The sequence below is a fragment of the Microbacterium sp. EF45047 genome (genome assembly GCF_028472845.1).
GTDB classification, from domain to species: Bacteria; Actinomycetota; Actinomycetes; order Actinomycetales; family Microbacteriaceae; genus Microbacterium; species Microbacterium neungamense.
Genome location: NZ_CP069429.1, coordinates 723,321 through 735,378, shown reverse-complemented (window position 1 = coordinate 735,378; position 12,058 = coordinate 723,321). Strand labels below are relative to the sequence as shown.

The 12,058-nt window shown below is 72.9% G+C and carries 10 protein-coding genes and 2 riboswitches; of the genes, 9 read left to right on the top strand and 1 reads right to left on the bottom strand.

The window, feature by feature from the left end; translation table 11 throughout:
• Positions 1-29: 29 nt before the first annotated feature.
• A riboswitch (glycine riboswitch) is annotated at positions 30-116 on the bottom strand.
• A 1-nt stretch (position 117) separates the two neighbouring features.
• A riboswitch (glycine riboswitch) is annotated at positions 118-211 on the bottom strand.
• 141 nt (positions 212-352) lie between these two features.
• The 7 genes from JRG78_RS03495 to JRG78_RS03465 all read left to right on the top strand — a co-directional run bounded on the left by JRG78_RS03495 (position 353) and on the right by JRG78_RS03465 (position 7,640).
• Positions 353-976, top strand: a complete 624-nt coding sequence (locus JRG78_RS03495; RefSeq protein WP_336297720.1) for an NUDIX hydrolase — start codon at positions 353-355, stop codon at positions 974-976.
• A 110-nt stretch (positions 977-1,086) separates the two neighbouring features.
• A complete protein-coding gene (gene nadA / locus JRG78_RS03490) occupies positions 1,087-2,391 on the top strand; it encodes a quinolinate synthase NadA (protein ID WP_272653608.1) in 1,305 nt (434 codons plus the stop codon).
• Positions 2,388-3,914, top strand: coding sequence for an L-aspartate oxidase (nadB, locus tag JRG78_RS03485; protein WP_272653607.1), 1,527 nt, complete (start codon positions 2,388-2,390; stop codon positions 3,912-3,914). Before nadA ends, nadB begins: the two co-directional genes overlap by 4 nt.
• Positions 3,911-4,798 carry a carboxylating nicotinate-nucleotide diphosphorylase gene (gene nadC / locus JRG78_RS03480; RefSeq protein WP_272653606.1) on the top strand — a complete coding sequence of 296 codons (888 nt, stop codon included), beginning with the start codon at positions 3,911-3,913 and terminating at the stop codon, positions 4,796-4,798. The genes nadB and nadC overlap by 4 nt, the downstream gene beginning before the upstream one ends.
• Positions 4,798-5,976 (top strand): cysteine desulfurase family protein, encoded by a 1,179-nt coding sequence (locus JRG78_RS03475; protein ID WP_272653605.1) that lies wholly within the window; start codon positions 4,798-4,800, stop codon positions 5,974-5,976. Before nadC ends, JRG78_RS03475 begins: the two co-directional genes overlap by 1 nt.
• Before the next feature lie 99 nt (positions 5,977-6,075).
• Positions 6,076-7,014, top strand: coding sequence for a glycosyltransferase family 2 protein (locus JRG78_RS03470; protein WP_336297702.1), 939 nt, complete (start codon positions 6,076-6,078; stop codon positions 7,012-7,014).
• 2 nt (positions 7,015-7,016) lie between these two features.
• Positions 7,017-7,640: an SDR family NAD(P)-dependent oxidoreductase gene (locus JRG78_RS03465; protein ID WP_272653604.1), complete on the top strand. Its 624-nt coding sequence runs from the start codon at positions 7,017-7,019 to the stop codon at positions 7,638-7,640.
• 11 nt (positions 7,641-7,651) lie between these two features.
• On the opposite strand, the gene JRG78_RS03460 is transcribed toward JRG78_RS03465, so the two are convergent.
• Positions 7,652-9,532: an ABC transporter ATP-binding protein gene (locus tag JRG78_RS03460; protein WP_272653822.1), complete on the bottom strand. Its 1,881-nt coding sequence runs from the start codon at positions 9,530-9,532 to the stop codon at positions 7,652-7,654.
• Positions 9,533-9,679: 147 nt separating this feature from the next.
• Here JRG78_RS03460 and JRG78_RS03455 point away from each other — a divergent pair, with 147 nt between their 5' ends.
• Both JRG78_RS03455 and JRG78_RS03450 read left to right on the top strand, forming a co-directional pair.
• A complete protein-coding gene (locus tag JRG78_RS03455) occupies positions 9,680-11,158 on the top strand; it encodes a DHA2 family efflux MFS transporter permease subunit (protein WP_272653603.1) in 1,479 nt (492 codons plus the stop codon).
• A 320-nt stretch (positions 11,159-11,478) separates the two neighbouring features.
• Positions 11,479-12,057 carry a carboxymuconolactone decarboxylase family protein gene (locus tag JRG78_RS03450; protein ID WP_259607642.1) on the top strand — a complete coding sequence of 193 codons (579 nt, stop codon included), beginning with the start codon at positions 11,479-11,481 and terminating at the stop codon, positions 12,055-12,057.
• Position 12,058 lies beyond the last annotated feature (1 nt).

The following is a 12,058-nucleotide window of genomic DNA, read 5'->3' as shown; positions in this document are numbered from 1 at the left end:
CGGGCAGCATCGGCGCTGCACCGTGGAACTCCCCCTCTGTCATGTGCCTGAGAGCTTCGCCCTCCGGGGAGGGCTTTCACCGTCGGCGGATGCCGGAGCATCGCTTTCCAGAGCGGCCGGACCCGCGCGGTGGGGGTACCTGAGAGATTGGCGGGGAGGCTTGCTCCTTCGGTGCCCGGCCTGCTTCACCGGGCTCTCCCGCACGAGACGTTCGGCCTGTGTTCGATTGTCGGGATCACTCTACCGCGTCGGCGCGCCGGACCCGGCCGCGGTTCGGGCCGGGAGGGGTGCCGGCCTTAGGCTCGTCGATGTGACAGCGGCGAACGGCGAGCAGGACGCGATCCGCGTCGCCGTGTCGGCGGTGATCTTCTCGCTGCGCTCGGCGCCGGACGGCGACCGGCTGATGCTGCCGCTGGTGCGCCGCACCCAGGAGCCGCACTTCGGCATGTGGGCGCTCCCCGGCGGCTGGCTCGACCCCGCCGAGGACCTCGACGCCGCGGCATCCCGCACCCTCGCCGAGACCACGGCGCTCACCCCGAGCTACCTGGAGCAGCTGTACACCTTCGGCGACGTCGACCGCTCCCCGTCGCGGGTGATCTCGGTGGTGTACTGGGCGCTGCTGCGCTCCGACCTCGTCGATGCGCAGCGGGCATCCGAGGGCGCGCCGGAGAACGTGGAGTGGTTCGACGTGGACGCGCTGCCGGCTCTCGCCTTCGACCACAACCGCATCGCCGAGTACGCGCTGTGGCGGCTGCGCAACAAGGTCGGCTACAGCCGCATCGCCGCTGGCCTGCTGCCGGACGAGTTCACCCTCACCGAGCTGCGCGAGGTGTACGAGACCGTGCTCGGCCGGCGACTCGACCCGTCCAACTTCCGGCGCCTCCTCGAGGGCTCGGACGAGCTCGTGCCGACTGAGCACTTCCGCACCGGCAAGCACCGCCCGGCCCGGCTGTACCGCTACATCGCGGAGGCGTGACCCGGCGCGCTCCGGCGTGCGCCTCGCTCCCTGATTGCACTTCTGGTCAGTTCGACATAATCTGTTCTCGAGCACAGTAAGTGTCACCCCGACCAAAAGGGCGGTGCCCGATGCCCACCTCCTCGCTTCCGCTGACCGATCCCTCGGTCGACCACGCCATCCGCGCGATCGTGTCGGGCGCCTCGACCGAGGCGACCTGCTCGACCGACCTCGCCGCCGGCCCGTGGGACTTCGACACCCGCCCCGGGTACGGACCCGGCTCGTCCATGGGCGACGTGATCCCGGTCGGGGCGCCACGGCAGGGCGAGCTCCCCGCCGCGTACCGCGAGGCGGGCGAGGACGAGCTCGACGCCCGCATCCGCGCCGCCCGTGCGACCCTCGGCGAGCGCGTCGTCGTGCTCGGGCACTTCTACCAGCGCGAGGAGGTCGTCCGTCACGCCGACTACGTGGGCGACTCCTTCCAGCTCGCGAACGCCGCGCTGGAGCATCCGGATGCCGAGGCGATCGTGTTCTGCGGCGTGCACTTCATGGCCGAGACCGCGGACCTGCTCTCCCGCCCCGAGCAGGCCGTGATCCTGCCGAACCTGGCGGCCGGATGCTCCATGGCGGACATGGCGGACATCGACCAGGTCGAGGACTGCTGGGAGCAGCTGGCCGAGGTGCTCGGGCCCCTCGACGAGCCGGACGCCGACGGGCTCGTGCCCGTGGTGCCGGTGACGTACATGAACTCGTCTGCGGCGATCAAGGGCTTCGTCGGCCGCCACGGCGGCATCGTGTGCACGTCGTCGAACGCGGCCACGGTGCTGGAGTGGGCGTTCGCACGCGGGCGCCGGGTGCTGTTCTTCCCCGACCAGCACCTGGGCCGCAACACGGCCAAGGCCATGGGCGTGCCGCTGGAGCGGATGCCGATGTGGAACCCCCGCCGGCCGCTCGGCGGCGCCACCGAGGACGAGCTGCGCGAGAGCCGCGTGATCCTGTGGCACGGCTTCTGCTCGGTGCACCGCCGGTTCACGGTCGACCAGATCGCGAAGGCGCGCGCCGAGCATCCTGGCGTGCGGGTCATCGTGCACCCCGAGTGCCCGATGGAGGTCGTCGACGCCGCCGACGAGGCCGGCTCCACCGACTACATCCGCCGCGCCATCGCCGCCGCGGAGGAGCCGACCGTGTTCGCGATCGGCACCGAGATCAATCTCGTCCGAAGGCTCGCGGCCCAGCATCCGCAGCACGAGATCTTCTGCCTCGATCCCGTGGTCTGCCCGTGCTCGACGATGTACCGCATCCACCCCGGCTACCTGGCCTGGGTGCTCGAGGAGCTCGTCGCCGGACGCACCCCGAACCGCATCCGCGTGGCCGAGGAGGTCGCGCAGCCGGCCCGGGTCGCGCTCGAGCGGATGCTGGCGGCGAGACCGCGATGAGGATCCTGGTCGCCGGCGGCGGGATCGCCGGGCTGAGCACGGCGCTCCTCGCCGCGGCGCGCGGCCACGAGGTGGAGCTGCTGGTGAAGGGAGCACTCGGCGACGGGTGCACCCCGCACGCGCAGGGCGGCATCGCCGGGGTGTACGGCCCCGGCGACTCCCCCGCCCTGCACGCCCTCGACACCGCGCACGCCGGCGACGGCCTGGGCGACCCGGTCGCCATCGCCGCGCTCGTGGACGGCGCCTCGGCGGCGGTGCGGATGCTGGCCGGCGCCGGGGTGGTCTTCGACCGCGCGGCCGACGGCTCCCTCGCCCGCGGGCTGGAGGCCGCGCACAGCCGGCCGAGGATCGCGCATGCCGGCGGGGACGCGACCGGCCGCGCGGTGTCGACCGCGCTGACCGCGCGGGTGCGGGAGGCGCGGATCCGCGTGCGCGAGCACGCCGCCGCCGCGGACCTGCTCGCAGGCGACGGCCGCGTGCACGGCATCCGACTCCTCGGCGACGGGATCGGACGCGACGGGATCGGACGCGGTGAGGAGATCGAGGCGGATGCCGTGGTGCTGGCCACCGGCGGCGCCGGGCAGCTGTTCGCGCACACCACGAACCCGGCCGGGACGACCGGCGACGGGATCGCGATGGCGCTGCGGGCCGGGGCGGCCGTGGCCGACCTGGAGTTCGTGCAGTTCCACCCCACGGTGCTGGTGGATGGCGGGACCGGGTTCCTGGTGTCGGAGGCGGTCCGCGGGGCCGGGGCGACGCTGGTCGACGAGGACGGCCGGCGCTTCCTGCTCGACGAGCACCCGGATGCCGAGCTCGCGCCGCGCGACGTCGTGGCGCGCGCGGTCGCCCGGCGCGCCGCCGCACAGGGAGCCCCGGTGCGACTGGACGCGACCGGCCTCGGAGCCGCCGAGCTCGCCCGCCGCTTCCCGACGATCGACCGGGAGATCCGCTCCCGCGGCTGGGACTGGTCGCGCGAACCCGTGCCGGTCACGCCGGCCGCGCACTACCTGATGGGCGGTGTGGTGACCGACGTCGACGGCCGCACGTCGCTGCCCGGGCTGTGGGCGGTCGGCGAGACCGCGCGCACGGGCGTGCACGGGGCGAACCGGCTGGCGTCGAACTCCCTCCTCGAGGGCGCCGTGTTCGCCGCCCGCCTCGTCGACGCCCTCGACGCCCCGCAGGTTGAGACCTCCGTCATCGACATCCCGGTCGTTCACCCCCCGGTCGTTGAGCGAGCGAAGCGGGGCGAAACGCACCCACCGGGGGCCTCCCCCGTCGTCGCCCGCGACCAGCTCCAGCACCTCCTCTGGACGCGGGTCGGCCTCCTCCGCACGCCCGAGGGCCTGGCATCCGCCGTCCGCGACCTCGGCGCCTGGCGCGCCCGCGGCATCCGCACCGTGAGCGACCTCGAGGACGCCAACCTGCTCACGGTCGCCCGCGCCATGGCATCCGCGGCCCTCGCCCGCACGGAATCCGTCGGCGCGCACCACCTCGACGCCCCCGCCCTGATCGGAGCCCGATGATCACCGCCGCCGCCCTCGACCGGGTCGTCCGCGCCGCCCTTGAGGAGGACGCCCCGTGGGGCGACATCACCAGCACCGCCCTGCTGCCGGCGGATGCCGTGGCGACCGCCGATCTCGTCGCCCGTGAGGCCGGCACGTTCAGCGGCGGGGACGTGTTCGCGGCGGCGTTCGCCCTCACCGACCCCGGCGTCGAGGTCGACCTGCACGTCGGTGACGGCGACCGCTTCGAGGCCGGCGATGTGCTCGCCAGCGTCAGCGGGAACGCCCGCAGCGTCCTCACCGCGGAGCGCGTGGCCCTGAACTTCGTGCAGCGGATGGCGGGCGTCGCCACGCTCACCGCCGCCTATGTCGATGCCGTGGCCGGCACCGGCGTGCGGATCGCCGACACGCGCAAGACCACGCCGGGGCTGCGCGAGTTCGAGCGTCACGCCGTGGTGTCCGGCGGCGGCAGCAATCACCGCCGTTCGCTGTCGGATGCCGTGATGGCGAAGGACAATCACCTCGCCGTGCTGCGTCAGAGCGGGAGGGACGTCGCCGCGGCGCTGCGCGAGGGGATCCAGCGGCTGCCGCACACGACGCATGTCGTGGTCGAGGTGGACCGGCTGGAGCAGATCCCGGAGGTGCTCGAGGGCGGGGCCGACACGGTGCTGCTGGACAACTTCACTCTCGACGACCTCCGCGCGGCGGTCGCGCTGATCGGCGGCCGCGCGACCGCCGAGGCATCCGGCGGGGTGACCCTGGACACTGTGCGGGCGATCGCGGAGACCGGCGTGCAGGTCATCTCCGTCGGCGCGCTCACGCATTCCGCCCGGGCGCTCGACCTCGGCCTGGACGTGCGCCTCGACGTGGGCACGGACGCGGGCTCTGCTGAGCGGAACGGCTGATGCTGTACCTCGACCACGCCGCCACCTCGCCGGTGCGTCCAGAGGTGCTCGAGGCGATGCGACCGTACCTCACCGACGTCTTCGGCAACCCGTCCAGCCACCACGGCGCCGGGCACGCGGCGGCGGAGGCGCTCGAGCAGGCGCGATCGCGCGTGGCGGCGGCGCTGGGGATGCGCCGCGGGGACGTCGTGTTCACCTCGGGCGGCACCGAGGCCAACAACCTCGCGGTGAAGGGCATCGTGCTGGGCGGCTCGCGCCGGCACCTGGTGACCACGACGATCGAGCACGAGTCGATCCTCGCGTCGGCCGACCACCTGCGGCGCTTCCACGGCGCCGAGGTGACCGTGCTGCCCGTCGACGGCTGCGGACGGGTGGACCCGCGCGACCTCGCCGCCGCGATCCGCGAGGACACCGCGCTGATCAGCATCGGGCACGCGAACAACGAAGTGGGGACGGTGCAGGATGCGGCCGCGCTCGTCGCGGTGGCCCGGGAGCGCGGTGTGCCGTTCCACCTCGACGCGGTGCAGTCCGCCGGATGGCTGCCGCTGGCGGGGCTCGGGGCGGATGCGGTGTCGATCGCCGGTCACAAGCTCGGCGCGCCGAAGGGCACCGGCGCCCTGGCGGTGCGATCGCGGATCCCCGTCGAGCCGGTGCTGCACGGCGGCGGGCAGGAGCGCGGACGCCGCAGCGGCACCGAGAACGTCGCCGGGGCGGTCGCCCTCGCCACCGCCCTCGACCTCGCCGAGGCCGAGCGCGCCGAGGCGGCCGCCCGCGTCGGCGCCGCCGCACGGGCCTTCATCGCGGGTGTGCTCGCGCAGGTGCCCTGTGCGGCGCTGACCGGCGCTCCGCAGGACTCGGACACGGCGGATCCCGACGCCGTCGGCGCGGCGGGACGGCTGCCGAACGTGGCGAGCTTCACGTTCGCGGGCACCAGCGGCGAGGCGGTTCTGCTCGAGCTGGAGCGGCGCGGGGTGCTCTCCTCCAGCGGCTCGGCGTGCGCCGCCGGCAGCGACGAACCGTCTCCAGTGCTGCTGGCCCTCGGCATCCGCCCGGAGGTCGCGCAGACCGCGGTCCGCTTCACCTTCGGCCGCACTCACCTGCCCCCTGATGCCCCGGAGCGCCTCGCACGCCTCGTCGCCGAAGCCGTCACCGCCGTCGGAGCGTTCTCCGGTCGTTGAGCAACCGAAGCGAGACGAAACGCCCCGTTCCGCGGTCCTCGCTCAACGACCGGGAGGGTGCGCGCATCGGGGACCGGGCGGCGGCCGTAGACTCGGCGGGTGACCCCCCTCGTGACGATGATCGTGCCGGGGCGCGACATCGCCGCCTACGCCCCCGCCGCGATCGCCTCCCTGCAGGCGCAGACCGAGTCCCGCTGGCGGGCCGTGCTCATCGACGACGGCTCGGCCGACGACACCCGCACGATCTTCGCCGCAGCCGCGGACGCCGATCCCCGGTTCATGCTGCTGCGGCACCAGGAGGCGCGCGGCCTGGGCGGCGCCCGCAACGCCGGGCTCGAGCTCGTGGACACCCCGTACTTGGGGTTCCTCGACGCGGACGACGAGCTCGCACCCGACGCGATCGCCCGCTGGCTCGCCGCCCTCACCGAGTCCGGCAGCGACTTCGTCGCCGGCGCGTACGTGCGCAGCCGGCTGATCGACGGCGAGTACCGGCCGGGACAGGTCCAGCCGTGGGTCGCGGCGGCCACCTCGCCCCGGCGGCTGGGCACGACGCTCGCGGAGCATCCGGACGCCTCGGCGAACATCGTCGCCTGGTCCAAGCTGAGCCGGACGGAGTTCTGGGACGACCTGCGCTTCCCCGAGGGGGTCGCCTACGAGGACCAGATCGTCGCGCAGCTGATGTACACCCGCGCGGCGGCCTTCGACGTCATCCCGGAGGTGGTGGTGTCGTGGCGGGTGCGCGCCGACGGCACCTCGATCACGCAGGGCAAGGACACGCTGCCCGTGCTGCGCGACTATCTCGCCGCGCTCCGCGGCGGCATCGAGGTGCTCGGGCGCGCCGGGCATCCGGCCGCGGTGCTCGCCCGGCTCAACCTCATCCTCGCGATGGACGTGCCGCCGCTGCAGCGCATCGCGCAGGCGCATCCGGATCCCGCGTACTGGGCGGAACTGGACGCCTTCCTGGCCGGGCTGCGCGCGCTCCCCGAGTTCGCCGACACGGCCCCCGACCCCGCTCTCGCCGACGCCCTGGCCTGGTGACCATGACCTACCTCGACGACCTGTTCTCCCTCACCGGCCGCACCGCCGCCGTCACGGGCGATCTCGGCTCGCGGGACGGCGTCCGTGCCGTGGCGGATGCCGTCACCGCACCGTTCGGGGAGCCCGACATCCTGGTGCACTCGGCGGGAATCAACATCCGGCCGCCCTACCCGGACATCACCGAGGCGGACTGGGACGCCACCATGATGGTGAACGCTTTCGCGCCGTTCCTGCTCGGTCAGCGCTTCGCGCCACGGATGGCCGAGCGGGGGTACGGCCAGCTCATCCACATCAGCTCGCAGCAGGCGCACCGCGCGTTCGTCGGCAGTGGCGTGTACGGGATGTCGAAGGGCGCGGTCGAATCCCTGGTCCGGTCCGAGGCGGAGGCCTGGGGCGGGACCGGCGTCACCAGCAACGCGCTGGTCCCCGGGTTCGTGCTCACCCCGCTGAACGCACGCCTGCCGCAGGAGCCGGGACGGGTCGAGGCGCTCGCGGCCCGCACGATGATCGGGCGCAACGGGGAGCCCGAGAATTTCGCCGGCGCCGCGGTCTTCCTGGCGAGCCCGTCCTCCGGGTACGTCACCGGGCAGTCCCTGTTCGTCGACGGCGGGATGTCCGTGCACTGACGGGCGCCGGCTCAGCGGCCGTCGCCGTCGAGCACCCGTGTGGCGGCCATCTGCTCCGCGGCGAGCGCCGCGTACAGCCCGCCCGCGGCGAGCAGCTCGGCGTGGGTGCCGGATTCGACGATCCGCCCGGCATCCACCACATGGATGACGTCCGCTCCGATCACGGTCGACAGCCGGTGCGCGATGGTCAGGGTCGTGCGTCCCTTCGCCGCCTCGTCGAGGGCATCCTGCACCAGCCGCTCCGACACCGTATCGAGCGCGGAGGTGGCCTCGTCCAGCAGCAGCACGGGCGGGTCCTTCAGCAGCACCCGGGCGATCGCGATGCGCTGCTTCTCGCCTCCGGAGAGCCGGTAGCCGCGCTCCCCGACGACCGTGTCGTAGCCGTCATCGAACCCTGCGATGACGTGGTGGATGTTCGCGGCCCGGCAGGCGGCCTCCAGCTCGGCATCCGTGGCGTCCGGCTTCGCATACCGCAGGTTCTCGCGGATCGTGGCGTGGAACAGATACGTCTCCTGCGAGACGATCCCGATGTCGTCGATGATCGACTCCTGCCGCAGCGTCCGCACGTCGGCGCCGGCGAACAGCACCCGCCCCGCCGTGGCCTCGTACAGCCGCGGCGCGAGGTACAGGATCGTCGTCTTCCCGGCGCCGGACGGCCCGACGAACGCGACATGGCTGCCGGGCTCGGCCACGAAGGAGACGCCGTCCAGCGTCGGGCGGCTGTCCGCGGCGGCATCCGGGTAACGGAAGACGACGTCCTCGAACGCGATGCGGCCGCGCGGGCCGGGGGCGTCGGCGACGTCGATCGCGTCCGGGGCGTCCTGGATCTGCGGTACGAGATCGAGGTACTCGAAGATGCGGGCGAACAGGGCCCGGGAGGTCTGCAGGTCCAGCGCCACCCGCATCAGCCCCATCAGCGGCATCAGCAGGCGGGCTTGGACCGTGGTGAACGCGACGATCGCCCCGGCGGTGATCTCCCCGGTGCCGCCCACGATGAACAGGCCCGCGACGAGGTAGATCACGGCGGGGATGCTCGACATGATCACCTGCACGACGGCGAAGAACCCCTGGCCGCTCATCGCCCGCCGCACCTGCAGGCGCACCTGGTTGCGGTTCTCCTGCTGGTAGCGGGCCGACTCGGTGCGCTGACGGTTGAACGCCTTGGACAGCAGGATGCCGGAAACGCTCAGCGTCTCCTGGGTGATGCTGGTCAGCTCCGACAGCGACTCCTGCGTCTCCCCGGCGATCCGGGCCCGCACCTGGCCGACGCGGCGCTGCACGAGCACGAGGATCGGCATCACCACGACCGCGATCAGGGTGAGGCGCAGGTCGATGAGGATCATCGCGACCAGCGACGCGACGACGGTGACGGTGTTGCCGAGGATGCTGGTGACGGTGTTCGTCAGCACACCGGAGACGCCGCCGACGTCGTTCTGCAGCCGGGACTGGATCACGCCGGTCTTGGTGCGGGTGAAGAAGCCGAGCTCCATCGACTGCAGATGCTCGAACAGCTTCACCCGCAGGTCGCCGGTGACCTCGTTGCCGACCGTGGAGGTGAGCCACGTCTGGGCCACGCCGAAGGCGGCGGAGAGCAGGAACAATCCGATCATGCCGGCGACGAGCGCCGTGAGCAGCCCGAGCGAGGGGGCCGAGCCGTCCACGGGGAACAGGGCGTGGTCGAAGATCCGCTGCACCAGCAGCGGCGGGATCACCGCCAGCCCCGCGCCGATCACGACCAGCAGCGCGGTGAGCGCCAGGCGGCCGCGGTAGGGGGCGAACAGCGCGGCCACCCGCCGGCCCAGACCGGGCACCTCGGGCGCCTGCGCGTTGAGCCGACGCTGCGCCTCCTCGTCCACGCCGCGGAACCCGACGCGACCGCTCATGCCGCCCATGTTCATGGCCTTCAGGCTACTGCGGCCGACGCGGGCGGGGCCGCGTGGGACCGAGTTCACCGGATCGGGAATACCGGTTCCACGCCGTCGGTTAGGATGTGACGCTCCCCCGCGCATTCGCGCCGACCACCCCCTTTAAGGAAACCCATGTCTGCTGTCGACACTGGCTCGGTGCCCACTCGCGCATCCGCGGAACCTCTGATCCCTCGCAAGGACATGGCGGTCATCTGGGTGCTGCTGACGGCAGCCTTCGTGGCGATCCTGAACGAGACGACGATGGGCATGGCGATCCCGCACCTCATCCAGGATCTGCGCATCGACCCGCTCGCCGCGCAGTGGGTGACCAGCGCCTTCATGCTCACGATGGCCGTGGTCATCCCGACCACCGGCTTCCTGCTGCGTCGCTTCACGACGCGGCAGATGTTCCTCGGTGCGCTCGCGCTGTTCTCGGCCGGCACGATCCTGGCCGCGGTCGCCATCGGCTTCCCGATGCTGCTGCTGGGCCGCGTGGTGCAGGCGTCCGGCACGGCGATCATGATGCCGCTGCTGATGACCACGATGATGAACCTCGTGCCGCCGGCCGCCCGGGGGCGGATGATGGGGCGGGTCAGCATCGTCATCTCGCTGGCTCCCGCGATCGGCCCGACCCTGTCCGGGTTCCTGCTCGACCACTTCAGCTGGCGCGCGATCTTCGTCGTCGTGCTGCCGATCGCGCTCGCGGCGATGTTCGTGGGCTGGCGCTGGCTGACGAACGTCGGCGAGCGCACGCACGCGCCGATCGACGTGCCATCGATCATCCTGTCGGCGTTCGGCTTCGGCGGCCTGGTGTACGGCCTGAGCCAGATCGGCTCGCTCGCCGAGGCGGGCGGCTCCTGGGTGCCGCTGGCCATCGCGCTCGTCGTGGGGGTCGTCGGGCTGCTGGTCTTCCTGCTCCGCCAGGTCCGGCTGCAGCGCGAGGACGACGCGCTGCTCGACCTGCGCGTGTTCGCCTCGACCGGGTTCTCACTGTCCATGGCGCAGATGTTCCTGCTGTCCCTGGCGTTCTTCGGCACCATCACCGTCGTCCCGCTGTACCTGCAGGACGCGCTGCAGCTGGACACGACGACCGCGGGCCTCACCGTCCTCCCTGGTGCCCTCGCGATGGGTCTGCTCGGTCCGGTGATCGGGCGGATCTACGACGCGCACGGCACCCGCATCCTGCTCATCCCCGGCTCGATCCTCGCGGCCACGATGCTGTGGTTCTACACCACGCTCAGCGTGGGCACGAGCGTGTGGGTGGTGCTGGTGGCGCAGACGCTGCTGTCGGTCGGGCTGGCGCTGTCGTTCACCCCGCTGTTCACCGCATCGCTGGCGTCGCTGAGCCCGAGGTTCTACTCGTACGGCAGCGCCGTGATCGGCACGATCCAGCAGGTCGCCGGCGCGGCGGGCATCGCGGTGATGATGGCGGTGTTCACCGTGATCGTGAACGCCGGCGGCGGCACGGGCGTGGCGGCCGCGGTCGCCTCCGGTTCGCGGGTCGCCTTCCTGATCGGCGCGGTGATCTCCACCGTGACGATCGTCGGAGCGTTCCTCATCCGCAAGCCCGAGGACCAGGACGCCGAGGCGCCCGCCCACGCCGGTCACTGATCGCAGCAGAAGGCCGGGGCCGCGAGGGTCCCGGCCTTCTGCGTCGGCGCCCTGGGCGCCCTCTGCGTCGGAACGCTCGGCGGCCGCCGGGCTCAGTCGTCCGCCGCGTCCGGCAGCAGGCACACCCCGTCGGCGCACAGGCCGGCGTCCGCGCCGGCGGAGGACGACAGCCCGGGGACGAGCGGGGTCAGGAGTTCGGGTGTCTCGGCCATACTCCGATCGTACGGGCCCAGACGAGCAGCGGCTCCGGGCCCTAGCGAGCACCGGCTCCGGCGCGCAAGCCCTACCCTTTGCCGGCCCGGCCGGAGTACCGTCCCGACATGATCATCGCTCCTCCCCCGGTCGAGACCGCGACCGGTGACGTCGCCCGCATGTACGCCGAGGACAGGGAGGCCGACGGCGTCGTGTACGGGCACACCCGCGCCATGGCCGTGAACCCCGAGGCGTACAGCGCGTTCGAGGCGCTGATCCGGGCCGTCGTGCCCTCCATCGGCGTACGCGTGTACGAGGCGGCCACGCTCGGGGCGGCGCGCGCCATCGGGTCCTCGCACTGCCTGCTCGCCCACGCCCGCAAGTCGCTGCGGGCCGGTGTCGCCGACGAAGCCGGGCTGCGCGGGTTCGCCGAAGGCGACGACAGCGCGTTCACGCCGGCCGAGCAGGCCGTGATCCGGTACGCCGCCCGGCTCTCCGGCGACCCGGCGACGATGACGGATGCCGACACCGAGGAGCTGCGCGCGCACGGCTTCGACGATCGGCAGATCGTCGACATCACCCTCGCGGCCGCCGCGCGCAACTACTTCAGCCGCGCCCTGCTGGCCCTCACCGTGCCGACGGACGACGTGCCCGGTCTCGATCCCGCGCTGGCATCCGCTCTCCAGGCCGCGGCGGTGCGCCGATGAC